This is a genomic window from Klebsiella sp. RC2 (genome assembly GCF_014192815.1).
GTDB lineage: Bacteria > Pseudomonadota > Gammaproteobacteria > Enterobacterales > Enterobacteriaceae > Klebsiella > Klebsiella variicola.
In genome coordinates, this window is sequence record NZ_JACHYL010000001.1 from 842,228 (window position 1) to 856,427 (window position 14,200).

13 protein-coding genes and 1 tRNA gene are annotated in these 14,200 nt (G+C 56.0%); 6 read left to right on the top strand and 8 right to left on the bottom strand.

Annotation, left to right across the window (positions count from 1 at the left end; genetic code table 11):
• Positions 1–2: 2 nt before the first annotated feature.
• Together aroC and prmB are read right to left on the bottom strand one after the other, a co-directional pair.
• Entirely contained in the window at positions 3–1,088 is a 1,086-nt protein-coding gene (gene aroC, locus FHW76_RS03915) for a chorismate synthase (RefSeq protein ID WP_008803909.1), read from the bottom strand.
• A gap of 41 nt (positions 1,089–1,129) precedes the next feature.
• On the bottom strand, positions 1,130–2,062 hold the full coding sequence (gene prmB, locus FHW76_RS03920; RefSeq protein ID WP_002913346.1) for a 50S ribosomal protein L3 N(5)-glutamine methyltransferase: 933 nt from the start codon (positions 2,060–2,062) through the stop codon (positions 1,130–1,132).
• A gap of 167 nt (positions 2,063–2,229) precedes the next feature.
• Between prmB and smrB the strand changes: the two genes are divergently transcribed.
• A complete protein-coding gene (smrB, locus tag FHW76_RS03925) occupies positions 2,230–2,781 on the top strand; it encodes an endonuclease SmrB (protein ID WP_183476255.1) in 552 nt (183 codons plus the stop codon).
• A gap of 18 nt (positions 2,782–2,799) precedes the next feature.
• Here smrB and sixA read toward each other — a convergent pair whose 3' ends face one another.
• From sixA to FHW76_RS03945, 4 genes are all read right to left on the bottom strand, one after another.
• On the bottom strand, positions 2,800–3,285 hold the full coding sequence (sixA, locus tag FHW76_RS03930; RefSeq protein WP_008803906.1) for a phosphohistidine phosphatase SixA: 486 nt from the start codon (positions 3,283–3,285) through the stop codon (positions 2,800–2,802).
• Between the two features lie 209 nt (positions 3,286–3,494).
• Positions 3,495–5,639 (bottom strand): fatty acid oxidation complex subunit alpha FadJ, encoded by a 2,145-nt coding sequence (fadJ, locus tag FHW76_RS03935; protein ID WP_183476258.1) that lies wholly within the window; start codon positions 5,637–5,639, stop codon positions 3,495–3,497.
• Entirely contained in the window at positions 5,639–6,949 is a 1,311-nt protein-coding gene (fadI, locus tag FHW76_RS03940) for an acetyl-CoA C-acyltransferase FadI (RefSeq protein WP_008803904.1), read from the bottom strand. The genes fadJ and fadI overlap by 1 nt, the downstream gene beginning before the upstream one ends.
• 157 nt (positions 6,950–7,106) lie before the next feature.
• On the bottom strand, positions 7,107–7,391 hold the full coding sequence (locus tag FHW76_RS03945; RefSeq protein ID WP_012540960.1) for a YfcZ/YiiS family protein: 285 nt from the start codon (positions 7,389–7,391) through the stop codon (positions 7,107–7,109).
• A gap of 373 nt (positions 7,392–7,764) precedes the next feature.
• On the opposite strand from FHW76_RS03945, the gene fadL reads away from it, so the two are divergent.
• On the top strand, positions 7,765–9,087 hold the full coding sequence (gene fadL, locus FHW76_RS03950; protein ID WP_012967490.1) for a long-chain fatty acid transporter FadL: 1,323 nt from the start codon (positions 7,765–7,767) through the stop codon (positions 9,085–9,087).
• Positions 9,088–9,148: 61 nt separating this feature from the next.
• Here fadL and mlaA read toward each other — a convergent pair whose 3' ends face one another.
• Complete coding sequence (gene mlaA, locus FHW76_RS03955; RefSeq protein ID WP_012967489.1) at positions 9,149–9,910, bottom strand: phospholipid-binding lipoprotein MlaA; 762 nt, start codon at positions 9,908–9,910, stop codon at positions 9,149–9,151.
• A 289-nt stretch (positions 9,911–10,199) separates the two neighbouring features.
• On the opposite strand from mlaA, the gene FHW76_RS03960 reads away from it, so the two are divergent.
• The 4 genes from FHW76_RS03960 (at position 10,200) to FHW76_RS03975 (ending at position 13,262) form a co-directional block, all read left to right on the top strand.
• Positions 10,200–11,129 carry a formate/nitrite transporter family protein gene (locus FHW76_RS03960; RefSeq protein ID WP_008803900.1) on the top strand — a complete coding sequence of 310 codons (930 nt, stop codon included), beginning with the start codon at positions 10,200–10,202 and terminating at the stop codon, positions 11,127–11,129.
• Positions 11,130–11,218: 89 nt separating this feature from the next.
• Positions 11,219–11,293 (top strand) — tRNA-Arg (locus FHW76_RS03965).
• A gap of 249 nt (positions 11,294–11,542) precedes the next feature.
• On the top strand, positions 11,543–12,025 hold the full coding sequence (locus FHW76_RS03970) for a WbuC family cupin fold metalloprotein (RefSeq protein WP_008803899.1): 483 nt from the start codon (positions 11,543–11,545) through the stop codon (positions 12,023–12,025).
• Positions 12,026–12,401: 376 nt separating this feature from the next.
• Positions 12,402–13,262, top strand: coding sequence for a hypothetical protein (locus FHW76_RS03975; RefSeq protein WP_060876325.1), 861 nt, complete (start codon positions 12,402–12,404; stop codon positions 13,260–13,262).
• Here the strand turns inward: FHW76_RS03975 and cynR are convergent.
• Positions 13,259–14,200 carry a transcriptional regulator CynR gene (gene cynR, locus FHW76_RS03980; protein WP_183476261.1) on the bottom strand — a complete coding sequence of 314 codons (942 nt, stop codon included), beginning with the start codon at positions 14,198–14,200 and terminating at the stop codon, positions 13,259–13,261. The two genes, FHW76_RS03975 and cynR, sit on opposite strands and share 4 nt — an antisense overlap.

The window sequence follows — 14,200 nt, forward strand, 5'->3', positions numbered from 1 at the left end:
GGTTACCAGCGTGGAATTGTCGTCGTCACATCGCCATTCTGCGCGCGCTGACGCATAAAGTGATCCATCAGGACGATCGCCAGCATCGCCTCAGCGATCGGTACGGCGCGAATGCCGACGCACGGATCGTGACGCCCTTTGGTGATCATCTCCACTTCTTCGCCAAAGCGGTTAATCGTATGACCGGGAACGGTAATACTGGAGGTAGGCTTCAGCGCGATGTTGGCAACGATCTGCTGGCCGCTGCTGATGCCGCCAAGAATACCGCCGGCGTGGTTGCTCTGGAATCCGTCTTTGGTGATTTCATCGCGGTTTTCGCTGCCGCGCAGCTTCACCACTTCAAAGCCGTCGCCAATTTCCACCCCTTTCACGGCGTTGATGCTCATCAGCGCGTGGGCGATATCGGCATCCAGGCGATCGAAGACCGGCTCGCCGAGGCCCGGCGGTACGCCGTCAGCCACCACCGTCACTTTCGCGCCAATGGAGTCACCCTCTTTTTTCAGGCCGCGCATCAGTTCATCCAGGGCGTCGATTTTATCCGGGTCCGGGCAGAAGAACGGGTTCTGCTCGACCTGATCCCAGTCTTTGATGGCCAGCGGAATATCGCCCATCTGCGTCAGGCAGCCGCGAATGACGATGCCGAACTTCGCGGCAAGGTATTTTTTGGCAATCGCCCCGGCCGCTACGCGCATCGCGGTTTCGCGCGCAGAAGAACGACCGCCGCCGCGATAGTCGCGCAGACCATACTTTTGCTCGTAGGTGTAATCGGCGTGGCCCGGACGGAACAGATCTTTGATTGCGCCGTAATCCTGCGAACGCTGATCGGTGTTCTCAATCAGCAGACCGATACTGGTCCCGGTAGTAACGCCTTCGAAGACGCCGGAAAGAATTTTGACCTGATCCGGCTCGCGACGCTGCGTGGTGTAACGCGAGGTGCCCGGGCGACGACGATCGAGGTCGTGCTGCAGGTCGGCTTCGGTCAGCGGGATGCCCGGCGGCACGCCGTCGACGATGCAGCCCAGCGCCAGGCCGTGCGATTCGCCGAAGGTAGTGACGCGAAAGAGTTGTCCAATTGTATTTCCTGCCATCACGGCTCCAATCTTTTTCGTTATGTTGGCGTGTTGTTTTTTTAGTCTTTATAAATACCGAAGTGCGCGCGGGCGTCAATCAGCTGCTGTTTGGTCAGCATGAAGACACCGTCGCCGCCGTTATCAAACTCAAGCCAGGTAAACGGCACGTCCGGATATTGCTCCATCAGATGTACCATGCTGTTACCGACTTCACAAATCAGAATCCCGTCATCGCTGAGATAATCCGGCGCGTTGCCGAGGATGCGGCGCGTCAGCTTCAGGCCGTCGCTACCGGAGGCCAGACCCAGCACCGGCTCATGCTCATACTCTTCCGGCAGATCGGCCATGTCCTCTTCATCGACATACGGCGGATTGGTGACGATCAGATCGTACTGCAGCTTCGGCAGATCGCGGAACAGGTCGGAGCGGATCGGCGTCACGTGATGGATCAGGCCATGGGACTCCACGTTGTGCTCGGCGACGGCCAGCGCGTCCGGGGAGATATCCACGGCGTCGACTTCGGCTTCCGGGAAAGCATAGGCGCAGGCGATGGCGATGCAGCCGCTGCCGGTGCACATATCAAGGATATGCTGCGGCTTATGGTTAATCAGCCCGGCAAACTGATTGTTGATCAGTTCGCCAATCGGGGAGCGCGGGACCAGCACCCGCTCATCGACGTAAAACTCATGCCCGCAGAACCACGCTTTGTTGGTCAGATAGGCGACGGGAATGCGCTCGTTCACGCGGCGGATCACCCGCTCAACGATGCGGTGTTTCTCGCTGGAGGTCAGACGCGCAGTCCGCATATCTTCCGGGATATCCAGCGGTAGGTAGAGCGACGGCAGCACCAGCTGTACTGCCTCGTCCCACGGGTTATCAGTCCCGTGACCGTACCAGATATTAGCAGCGCTGAAACGGCTTACCGCCCAGCGCAGCATGTCCTGAATGGTATGCAGCTCATTGACTGCCTCATCAACAAAAATTTTATCCACGACAACCTCCAGGGCACACTCTGCTATAAATTCGGCGGCTAGTGTGCCATGAAGACGGCGATAAATCAGCATTCTTGCGTGGGGTGACCGGGGAAAAAACAGGTTTTCCTTGCCCGAAGGGATATTGAGTCGGGTAAACTAGCGCAAAGTATTAATGAGAGTGGACAATGAAAAAGAAGACATCGCTAAGCGAGGAGGATCAGGCGCTGTTCCGTCAGTTAATGACCGGCACGCGGAAGATCAAGCAGGACACCATCGTTCACCGTCCGCAGCGCAAGAAGGTCACTGAGGTTACTCCGAAGCGTTTGCTGCAGGAACAGGCCGATAACAGCCACTATTTCTCTGATGAGTTTCAGCCGCTACTGAATACTGAAGGCTCGACGAAATATGTCCGCGCCGACGTCAGCCATTTTGAGCTGAAAAAGCTGCGCCGTGGGGATTATTCGCCGGAACTGTTTCTCGATCTGCATGGGCTCACCCAGCAGCAGGCCAAACAGGAACTGGGCGCGCTGATTGCCGCCTGCCGCCGCGAACATGTGTTTTGCGCCTGTGTGATGCACGGGCACGGCAAACATATTCTCAAACAGCAAACCCCGCTGTGGCTGGCGCAACATCCGCATATAATGGCGTTTCACCAGGCACCAAAAGAGTACGGCGGTGACGCCGCACTGCTGGTGCTGATTGAGGTAGAGGAGTGGCAACCGCCGGAGCTGCCTTAACGGCGGGCTCCGGGGCCGTCAGATGGCGTTGGCCATCTTGAGATTGCAGGGGCTTTTCTGCCAGAGGTATTCACCCTTGCCGTCGGCGTCCAGCGTCACGCAGGCGATAGCCGAGGTGGTGAACATCGGAGGCGTTTCCCCCGGACACAGCTCTGAGACCAGGTACCCCACCAGCGGCAGGTGGGAGACGACCAGCGCCGTCGCCACGCCTTCATTCGCCAGCGCCTGCAGATAGGCGCTAACCAGGCCTACGTCGCCGCACGGCGTGAGTTCCGGCATCACGTCGACATGTTTCGGCAGGTTCATGCACTCCCCAACAATATCCAGCGTCTGTTCTGCACGCAGATAGGGACTGACAAGAACGCGCTCAATATCCACTTTTTGACCTTTCAGCCAGGTTGCCATCTGACGAGACTCATCACAACCGCATACGGTTAATGGACGAACTGAGTCGCTGGCTGCATCGAGGGCAGCGTCGCCGTGACGCATAATAAAAACTTGCATATTGCACCGCTTTTGTTAACCAGAAGCACCGTAGTTTGGCCTGCGAAGACAATACGCAGGTGACCCGGTGGCCGGGCATTGTGCCTGATCCATTCAACGAATGAAACGCTGTTTTTTACCTCAATGGCGTAAGTATAGTCAATCATTGTTTACAAAACAGCCAATCAACAGCGTCATCCGCAGCCGGATTTATCTTCTTTGACCACAACTTAGGTCAGCCGTTCATCCGCTGGCCAAAAGGTTGTCCCCTGTTCGGCCATGCGTAATAAAGTGTCACAGGGTGTAAAACGTGGGCCGTACTGGGCGGCCAGGCGCTGCAGGATCGCGGCAACTTCACCCGCGCCGATAGTATCCATATACCGGAACGGGCCGCCAAGAAATGGCGGAAACCCTATACCAAAGACGGCGCCGATATCGCCATCGCGCGCGCTACGGATAATCTGCTCATCAAAGCAGCGCGCCGCCTCGTTAAGCATCATCATCACACAGCGTTCCGCCACCTGCTGCGCGGAGAGCCGCGACTGGGGGCGGTCGATGCCGAGCAGCGGATAGACTGCCGGGTCGGGCCGTTTTTTGCTTTTACGCCCTTTTGTCTCATAAAGATAGAAACCACGATTATTTTTTCTACCTTTGCGATCGTCCTTCAAAATCGCGTCAATGATGTTTGCAGGTGAGCTAAAACGTTCTCCAAACGCGCTCTCCAGCACGGGGATAATTTTGGTGCCGGTATCGATGCCAACCTCATCCAGTAGCTGGATTGGCCCTACCGGGAAACCGAATTTAACCAGGGCCTTATCAATCTCTTCAACCGGTTCGCCCTCCACCAGCAGGCGCATCGCTTCATTGATATAGGGCGCGAGGATGCGGTTCACATAGAAGCCCGCTTTATCCGCCACCACAATCGGCGTTTTCCCCTGACGTTTAGCCAGTTGCACCACGGTGGCGATAGCCTGCGGATCGGTTCCCTTATGCGGGATCACTTCAACCAGCGGCATTTTTTCCACTGGACTGAAGAAATGCAGGCCGATCACCCGCCCGGGGCGACGGGCCTGGGCGGCAATATCGCCTATCGGTAACGATGAGGTGTTCGACGCAAAGATGGTCTGCGGCCCGCAATATTGCTCCACTTCGCTGACCATCCGCTGCTTCAGGGCCAGGTCCTCAAATACCGCCTCGATCACCACGTCGCGATGAGCAAAGCCCTGATAGTCGGTGGCGCCGGAGATCATCGCCATCTGGCGATCGCGCTCGCTGGGGCGCAGACGACGCTGGCGGACCTGTTTATTCAGCAGATCCCAGCTGTACTTTAAGGCATGGTTAATCCCACGCGGCTGGATATCTTTAATGCGCACCGGCAGCCCGCCCTTACAGGCGGTCACATAGGCGATCCCCCCGCCCATCAGGCCGCCGCCCAGCACCGCAATGCTCGTCAGCGGTCCGGGCTCTGCTTCGGCGCCACGGTCTTTTTTCAGATCGGTACTGGTAAAGAAGATCGAACGCAGCGCTTGCGACTGCGGGGTCATCGCCAGTTCGCCAAACGCGCGAGCTTCTTCGGCGTAACCGCTGCTGCAACCGTGGGCCAGGCCATTCTCGACAACCTGCAGAATTCGCTTCACCGCCGGATAGTTCCCCTGGGTCTTGCGCTGCGTTTGTTTGCCGACGAAATGGAATAACAGATGGCGGCCCAAAGGCCCCGCCAGCACGCGTTCGCGTACGGGCATATCCCGACTGGCCGGTCGCCCCTTCAGCGCCAGCTCCACCGCCGCCTGCAATAAAATCGCCTGCGGAACCACCTCGTCTACCAGACCGGCCTTCAGCGCCTGGCGCGCACGCAGCTGCCTGCCGGTAAGCATCATATCCAGCGCTGTACTGACGCCAATCAGCCGCGGTAAACGCTGCGTTCCCCCGGAGCCCGGCAGCAGGCCAAGCTGCACTTCCGGCAAACCGAGTCGGGTTTTTTCGTCATCGCTACAGATCCGGCCATGACAGGCCAGCGCCAGTTCCAGACCGCCGCCGAGGCAGGCGCCGTGGATGGCGGCAATCACCGGGATCGACAAGCCATGGATTTCAGCCATAATCTGCTGCCCCTGGCGCGCCAGCGCTTCCGCTTCCTGCGCGCTGCGGCAGCGGGCAATCATGTTAATGTCTGCGCCGGCGATAAAGTTATCCGTTTTGGCGGAGATAAACACCACGCCGCGCACCGACTTATCATCACGAACCTGACGTATCAGCCCCCGCACCTGATTGCCGAACTCAGCTTTCAGGGTATTCATTTTCTCACCCGGGGCATCGATGGTGATCACCGCGATCTTGTCCGCACGGATCTCAAGCTTAAAAGCGGAAACAGTATCCATTATTCAGCCTCCACGATCATCGCCGCACCCAGACCACCTGCCGCGCAGGCCGTCACCAGACCAAATCCCCCGCCCCGTCGCCGCAACTCATGCAGCGTCTGGGTGATCATCCGCGCGCCGGTGGCAGCAAAAGGATGGCCATAAGCAATAGATCCGCCGAGGACGTTAAACTTGCTCTCATCCACCTCACCGGTGGCCTGCGAGCGTCCCAGTACTTCACGGGCAAAGCGCTCGCTTGCCAGACACTGGAGATTGGCCAGCGTCTGCGCAGCAAAAGCTTCGTGCATATCAATAAGCGTCAGATCCGCCAGCGTCAGACCTGCCCGCTCCAGCGCCAGCGGCGTGGACCATGCGGGCCCCAGCAGCATATCCTGCCAGACGTCGATGGCGGTAAAGGCATAGCTGCGCAGATAACCCAGCGGCGTCAGACCCAGCTCTTTGGCCCTCGACTCGGTCATCAGGATCACCGCCGCCGCGCCGTCCGTCAGCGGCGTGCTGTTGGCTGCAGTGACGGTGCCATGTTTGCGGTCAAAGGCAGGGCGTAACTTTTGGTAATCTGCGAGGGTTGAATTTTTACGAATATTGTTGTCCTGCTCCAGCGGCTCGCGGAAAGGGGGCGCGTAGGCCGTCATCACCTCAGCTGACAACTTTCCCTCTTCCCAGGCTTTGGCCGCCAGCTGGTGCGAACGATGCGCCAGCGCATCCTGTTGTTCCCGGGTGATGCCCCAACTTTTCGCCATCTGTTCCGCGGTATCGCCCATCCGCAAACCGGTTGAATATTCCGCCACCGCCGGGGGGACCGGCAGCAGGTCGCGCGGCCGCAGACGGGAAAATAGCTTCAGCTTTTGGCTCAGCGTGCGGGCTTTATTGGCATCCACCAGCGTGCGGGCCAGTGTTTTACTGACCCCAATGGGCAATACAGAAGAGGAGTCGGCGCCGCCGGCGATACCGGCGCGGATGGTGCCGGCCATCAGGCTTTCAGCAACATTCGCCACGGCCTGGAAGCTGGTGGCGCAGGCGCGACTGACGCTATAGGCATCGGTGTGCACGCTCATTCCAGTGCCGAGCACGATTTCCCGGGCGATATTCGGCGCCTCCGGCATCTGCACCACCTGGCCAAAAACCAGTTGCTCAATGACGTCCGCGGGAATGTCACTCCGGGCAAGCATTTCGCCAACCACCATTTTCCCTAAATCAACGGCCGGAACGCCATGAAAAACCGTCGCCTGGCGCGCAAATGGCGTGCGTAAACCCCTGACAATGGCAATGCGATCGCCCTGACGGGTGATAAGCGGTAATGCCTGACTCATAACGCTCCCCTGTTAAGCAAAACAACCAAGTGGTCTGACCTGATAACAGTCTTAACTAATTTTTTACATTAAGCCAATCGGGGAAGCGAAAAATTGCGAGCCAAAACACATTGAACAGAAAGGTAACGCCCCTTCTACGGGGCGTTAAACGGAGGGATTAACGTAATCCTAACTGGAAGATCAGCGATTCGGCTTCGCAGCTAAAAATAAAATCGATATCCAGCTGTACGCCGCCGTCAACATCGGTGAAGGCCGGGTTGATTTTGCACGGTTCAGATTGCACATTACGCGCTTTCTCGCTCAGCGCAGCGAGCATTTGCTCCGCTTCCGCGCGGTTGGCGAACACGCGGCTGTATGAGGCGGTGCAGTCGGTGTTGTCCACAATGGTGCCAACATCCATACAGCAGCATACCGGGGTTTCATCAGCGCTACATTTACTCATCGTAGATTTCCTCTGTATAGGCACCTTCGGTGCCAGACAAATAATGTGCCTATTTTACGCCCTGCCCCCGGTGAGCCTCCAGCCGAGAATCGCCATCACCGCGTTAAGTGACAGAAATCACACTTAAAAATGATCTAAAACAAAAATCAGCTTTTCTGCCTCTTACTCCCCCCGACAATTTTGCCAGCTGGATCGCGTTTCTGTTATCACAATTGAAAAACTTCATAAACAAACTTGCAACAACTCATCTGGTCAGACCTATACTCAGCGCACTGGTCTGATTTCTCTGTTGTACCACAGACCCTACACTTCCGCGCTTCTGTTACGGCATGTAACATAGTTTAAAAAAAAATAACTCAATGAGGTTATGGGCATGAGCCAGAAAACCCGCTTTACCCAATCTGCCCTTGCAGTGGCTGTAGCACTTGTTTCCACCCAGGCCTGGTCAGCAGGCTTCCAGCTCAACGAATTCTCTTCATCAGGGCTGGGTCGGGCCTATTCCGGTGAAGGGGCTATCGCAGACGATGCAGGCAATGCCAGTCGTAACCCGGCATTAATTATGATGTTTGACCGTCCAACTATGTCGGCGGGCGCCGTTTTTGTTGACCCGGGTGTCAATGTCTCCGGCACCTCTCCCACCGGCAAGAGCCTGAATGCGGACAATATCGCCCCGACGGCGTGGGTTCCCAACTTCCACTTTGTCGCGCCGATTAACGATCAATTCGGTTGGGGGGCATCCATTACCTCTAACTACGGCCTGGCAACGGAATACAACGATGACTATGCGGCTGGCAGCATGGGCGGTAAAACCGACCTGACCACCGCGAACTTCAACCTGAGCGGCGCCTACCGTCTCGACAGCAACTGGAGCTTTGGCTTAGGTTTTGACGCGGTCTACGCCAAGGCGAAGATCGAGCGCTATGCGGGTGACCTGGGTCAGATTGTCGCTGGTTCTGGCGCACTGCCGCCGGCGCTGGCAGGCCAGGTGGCGAAGATCCCTGCCGACACGCAGATCGCCCATCTTAACGGCAACGCCTGGGGCTTTGGCTGGAATGCCGGTATCCTCTATGAGCTGGATAAGAACAACCGCTACGGTTTTACGTACCGTTCCGAGGTGAAGATCGACTTCGACGGTAACTACCGCAGCAGCCTGCCGGCGGCCTATAACCAAATCCTCGGCAACTTCGGTCTGCCAGCGGGCACTAACGGCCAGACCACCGGCGGTTCACTGACCCTTAACCTGCCGGAAATGTGGGAGCTGTCGGGCTATAACCGCGTGGCACCGCAGTGGGCGGTCCACTATAGCCTGACCTACACCAGCTGGAGTCAGTTCCAGGAGCTGAAAGCCACCGGCAGCAACGGCCAGACGCTGTTCTATAAAGAGGAAGGCTTCAAAGATGCCTACCGTCTTGCGCTGGGGACCACGTATTATTACGACGATAACTGGACCTTCCGCACCGGTATCGCTTTCGATGACAGCCCGGTGCCGGCCAACAACCGCTCCATCTCCATTCCTGACCAGGATCGCCTGTGGCTGAGCGCGGGTACCACTTACGCGTTTAACAAGGATGCGTCGGTTGACGTCGGTCTTTCCTATATGCACGGCCAGCACGTAGAAATTAAGGAAGGCCCGTATACCTTCCGTTCCGAAGGGACCGCCTGGCTGTACGGCGCCAACTTCAACTACCGCTTCTGATAAGCCGCGCGCAACAAAAAAGGGTGAACAACATGTTCACCCTTTTTTTATCGTTCGCAGATTACTGTGAATCAATGTCTTTCAGTTCATCCTGAATAGCCTGGGCATTCGGGTTGTCCGCCGGGGTCAGCTTACCGCCGTTGGCGATAAAGTCATGGCGCTGGAAATAAGCTTCACGCATCAAAATGTAAGGATCGGAAGACTGACGGAGCAGGCCGTCGGAATCCAGCAGCTGGGCACGAGTTTCAATCCCTTCGACAGCCCATTTACCAATCGACATCGGCCAGGTCAACCAGGAGAGTACCGGGTAGAGGCCATCGGCCATATCACCGCCTTCATCGCGCAGCGTAAAGCTACCGTAGAATGGCAGTTGCACATACGGACCATAGCCGACGCCATAATGGCCGAGCGTGCTGCCGAAACGATGCGGTTCAACGCGCTGCAGCTGCGGATTCGCCATGCCCGCGACATCGATCAGACCGCCCATCCCGAGGATGGTGTTCAGGAAGAAACGGGTAAAGTGCACCATACCTTTATAGGGGTCGCCCTGCAGGAAGGAGTTCACCATTACCGCCGGCTCTTCAAGGTTGCTGGTGAAGTTACTCAAACCATTGCGCGCCGGCTGCGGGACGTAGTCACGCCATGCCACCGCCACCGGGCGAAGCACGTAAGGATCAACCACGTTAAAGTTGAAATTGAACATCGTGCGGTTAAACCCTTCTAACGGGTCTGAACGCCCCTGCGGCTGATCGCCAGAGCTGGAACTGGCACATCCCACCAGCAATGTGGCGCCAAGCGCAAGCGCCGACAGGCGATAATTCATAGGTGTCTCCCTGGTTTTTATGGCTATCGCGAGTTGCCATCCATGACGGAAAGACAACGTTTCCGCCCGTATAGATGTGAGCGATTGTAACAGCACGTTGAACGATGTCTATATCACCCAAGTTGTTGATTTGATCATAGCCTGGGAATAACGAGATCGCGGGACTCCTATTCTACCGGAGCAACAAAAATCTGACGTTACCATTTTTGCGATTTCAGAGTATGCCCAGCCAGACGGCAGGGAAAGCCGCTACGCTATATCTATATAGATTGATAGCGAGGGCCACGAAATGGATGAACTAGACAATAACAAATTAAAACCAGCGGATGACGAGCGAGAAGTCGAAAGTGAAGAAAAACAGCGCGGAGAGGAAATAGAAGTGGATGAAGATCGCCTGCCCTCGCGGGCGATGGCCATCCATGAACATATTCGCCAGGAAGGGGAAAAAGAGATGGAACGCGATGCGCTGGCCTTGCTGTGGTCAGCCATTGCGGCCGGTCTGTCGATGGGCGCCTCCCTGCTGGCAAAAGGGATTTTTCACGTCAAACTGGAGGGGATCCCGGGCGGGTTTTTACTGGAAAATCTCGGGTATACCTTCGGCTTTATTATCGTGATCATGGCCCGCCAGCAGCTGTTCACGGAAAATACGGTTACCGCCGTTCTGCCGGTGATGCACAATCCCACACCAGGTAACATCGGTTTGCTGATGCGGTTATGGTCGGTGGTGCTGGCTGGCAACCTCATCGGTACCGCAGTGGCCGCATGGGCCTTCAATTTTATGCCCGTCTTTGATGAACCAACTCGTCAGGCCTTTGTCAGCATCGCCGAAGATGTAATGAAAAACAGCCCGACGGAGATGTTCGCTAATGCGATTATTTCCGGATGGCTGGTCGCCACCATGGTCTGGATGTTTCCTGTCGCCGGTGCGGCCAAGATCGTGGTGATTATTCTCATGACCTGGCTTATCGCCCTGGCGGATACGACTCATATCGTGGTGGGATCGGTCGAGATCCTTTATCTGGTGTTTAACGGAAGCCTGCCCTGGAGCGACTTTATCTGGCCGTTCGCCCTGCCGACGCTGGCGGGAAATATCTGCGGAGGGACCTTCATCTTCGCGCTGCTGAGCCATGCGCAGATCCGTAACGATATGAGCAGCAAGCGAAAAGCGGAAGCCCGCGCCCAGGCCGCGGAGAAAGCCAAAAACGCCGACCGGGCATAAAAAAAGCGCCGTGAGTGGCGAGGGTTTAAGCAGTCAGACGGTATGGCTCTTACTCAGGCGGGCAAAAAACGCTATACTCGCACCGCCTTGTCCCCTTAGTTAAATGGATATAACGAGCCCCTCCTAAGGGCTAGTTGCAGGTTCGATTCCTGCAGGGGACACCATATAAACGTTGACCGCTATTTCCCACCATTACCTAAACGCCAGCCATGGCATATTCTTCTCGCCATCATAATTTGCCGAAATTATCCACGTGTGGATTAGCCAGGACAGGAAGGGGCGCCCCAGTCAATCGCACAGACAATAAACCGACAAAAACGCGCATTCCGCGTACAATGCCCCTTGGCTTAAACAGTCATAAGCCACTACCCCAGTGCAACCTTCTCTGGACGATACAGGAGCCAGGCGTTGATATGAAACAGATCACCCTCAGCGATATGCAGCAGCAGAGCGAAGCGGCAGCCAGTGCCCCGCGCTTGCGTGCCCATCGCAATTTTCATCCCGAACTAAGCGACCCGGTACAGCGCCTCGCCATTGCGATGGAACCCGGCACCTATATCCGTCCGCACCGGCACAGACATACCTTCGAACTTTTGCTGCCGCTGAAAGGCCGCTTTGTGGTACTGAATTTTGATGACAATGGCGTAGTCACCCGCCGGGTGGTGCTGGGTGAAACCTGCACGGCGCTGGAAATGGAAGCCGGTACCTGGCATACGGTGCTCTCGCTCGACCCGGGCGGGATGGTTTTTGAAGTTAAGCAAGGTGCTTATCAGCCGCTTGCCGAAGTTGACACCATGGCCTGGGCGCCTGCCGAAGGCCAACCGGGCACCGCAGAGATGATGGCATGGTATGCCATCGCGCAGCCGGGTGACCGTTTTCTGTCGACGCCACAATAACAACAGCTACACCAAACAGACGCGACTGGCGTCTGTTTGCCCCCCCTGCCGACCACGAAGGTCGCAAATTGACTGTCCCTTTCTTCGTACTCCGCTCGTGCTCGCCTTCAACATTCCTGCAAAAAGATTCCTGCCAGAAAGAAATGCTTATATTGAGCAAACTATTTTTCTCTACGAATAAGAGATGATAAGATAACGGGATAAAGTAAATACGCGGCAGCAAAACAATAAAAACAGCCAACTTATCGACATATTATTCTCAATGTGAATGGGTTTTGTTAATCAGGTAAAGGAAGTCAGCGGGAAGAATAAATCCTTGTCATCGATGCTTTTTGCTCACCATGGCGATTTATTTTTTCATCGACGTACAATTCTTATGAATATTACAGAACGGAATATCTGGAAGCTAAATAATTTACCGCCAATGGAGTATTGCTCTCTGGCGCGGGCGCAAAAATTATTAAACTGCGAACTTGAAGACATTCTTCACTGGCATGATATTGGTGCGATCAATCTCTGTCTGAAGCTTAATCCGACGCGGGGAACATTAAAAATAGCCGTCCTTTCTCATCAGGAAAAAGACGTGACCACCGCGCTTAATCCGCTTGCCTCTGCTGAGGAAGTGGAGACTTTCTGGTCACCCCACTCCCATATCCGCAGCATTCTGCGGCTTGATGGCGATATTCCGATGGTGGAAACATTACGCGGAAATACGGTGACGCAGTTTAACGTAAAAGTGTCCGCCTCCGGACTCTGGCACCCACACAGTCGGAATTTAATGGCGCTACTGGAGGCGCCTGATGATATTCTTTACGAAAACAGACTCAGCATGATGCTGCCCGACAAACCGTTTGTCTATTGTCATTTCATTCCGGATGAAGACGAATACTCTGCTATATCATTGAACCGCATCTATATCACCAGCCAGGCCATTGAGAAAATATACGCTCACAGTATTAGCGCCCGGCCTATGGACGTGACAAAAAATTCGCTGCTGGAACAAACCAGTTACATCCATCAGGAATTAACCGTCCTGCCGCAAAATGAGGTATTGCTGGAATTTATCCATTACCTTATTCAGTCCCATACCGTATTTAATGAGAAATTACAGAATATGGCCGAGCCAGACAAGACTCAACTCTTTCATCACGTACTGGAAAGGCTCAAAGAAGAGGGCATGCTCCGGGAGAATACCCTGCCCGATGAGGCCGATATCCTCAGCGAAGCCGATCGTTAGTCCAGGCTCGTCGGCAAGTGACGCAGGTCCTCATACAGGGCCTGGCCGTTTTCCTGCTCAAGCGTTACCGCGATCTCCCGCGCCAGCGCAATGAATTCGCGCGCCGCAGCGCTCTGCCATGCGCCCTGACGCTGCAGCAAACAGGCCGTGCGCTGCAGCAGCGCGGGCTTAAGCTCAATGGCCACGAGGTCATCATACTGTCCGGCGATCGCCGCTGGCAGCAGCGTCGCAAGCGGCGTGCCGCGAATAACCGTTAGTACGGCGCCGATGGAGTTGGCCTCCATCCGCACGTCAGGTTCGAGCCGATGGCGGCGACAATAGCGGTTGATTTGCTCCCGGGTGGCAAACTCGCTGCTCAGTAAAATCAGCGGCTGTGCGTCAAGAGCCTGCAGCTGCAGGTGGCTTTCATGAGCCAGCGGATGCGCACGGCTCACCACCAGCGCGAGGGTTTCCGTCAGCAGCGGCTGAACCACAATATCCCGCGAGAGGCTCTCGCCAAAGGCAATTCCCACATCCAGTTCATCCTCCAGAAGCATCGTTTCCATCCGCTCCTGGTTCATCTCCTGGATAAGCAATGTCACTCCGGGGTAGCGTCGATAGTACGCCTCCACCAGCGGCCCCAGCATGTAAGTGGTAAAGGTCGGCGTCATGGCGATGCGGAGTTTACCACGCTGCAGATCTTCTGCGTCGTGCAGGGCGCGCCGCCCCTCCTCAAGATCGCGTAACACGCGGCGGGCATACTCCAGCCAGATCTCTCCGGCATCGGTCAGGCGGGTATAACGACCAGAGCGGTCAAAGAGCTGAACCTCCAGCATCGCTTCCAGCTGGCGGATCTGCTGTGACAGCGCAGGCTGGGAGACATGGAGCGCCGCGGCGGCGCGGGTAAATCCACGATGTTCTGCCACGGCGATAAAGTAGGAAAGATGGCGCAGGAGCAT

What these genes read in the sequence shown, in the direction of transcription:
- FHW76_RS03945 (WP_012540960.1), bottom strand. Translation starts at nt 7,391, where the DNA reads ATGAGTAAATGTAGCGCTGATGAAACCCCGGTATGCTGCTGTATGGAT.
- fadJ (WP_183476258.1), bottom strand. Translation starts at nt 5,639, where the DNA reads ATGGATACTGTTTCCGCTTTTAAGCTTGAGATCCGTGCGGACAAGATC.
- FHW76_RS03975 (WP_060876325.1), top strand. Translation starts at nt 12,402, where the DNA reads ATGAATATTACAGAACGGAATATCTGGAAGCTAAATAATTTACCGCCA.
- mlaA (WP_012967489.1), bottom strand. Translation starts at nt 9,910, where the DNA reads ATGAATTATCGCCTGTCGGCGCTTGCGCTTGGCGCCACATTGCTGGTG.
- fadL (WP_012967490.1), top strand. Translation starts at nt 7,765, where the DNA reads ATGAGCCAGAAAACCCGCTTTACCCAATCTGCCCTTGCAGTGGCTGTA.
- FHW76_RS03970 (WP_008803899.1), top strand. Translation starts at nt 11,543, where the DNA reads ATGAAACAGATCACCCTCAGCGATATGCAGCAGCAGAGCGAAGCGGCA.
- smrB (WP_183476255.1), top strand. Translation starts at nt 2,230, where the DNA reads ATGAAAAAGAAGACATCGCTAAGCGAGGAGGATCAGGCGCTGTTCCGT.
- FHW76_RS03960 (WP_008803900.1), top strand. Translation starts at nt 10,200, where the DNA reads ATGGATGAACTAGACAATAACAAATTAAAACCAGCGGATGACGAGCGA.
- cynR (WP_183476261.1), bottom strand. Translation starts at nt 14,200, where the DNA reads ATGCTCCTGCGCCATCTTTCCTACTTTATCGCCGTGGCAGAACATCGT.
- fadI (WP_008803904.1), bottom strand. Translation starts at nt 6,949, where the DNA reads ATGAGTCAGGCATTACCGCTTATCACCCGTCAGGGCGATCGCATTGCC.
- aroC (WP_008803909.1), bottom strand. Translation starts at nt 1,088, where the DNA reads ATGGCAGGAAATACAATTGGACAACTCTTTCGCGTCACTACCTTCGGC.
- sixA (WP_008803906.1), bottom strand. Translation starts at nt 3,285, where the DNA reads ATGCAAGTTTTTATTATGCGTCACGGCGACGCTGCCCTCGATGCAGCC.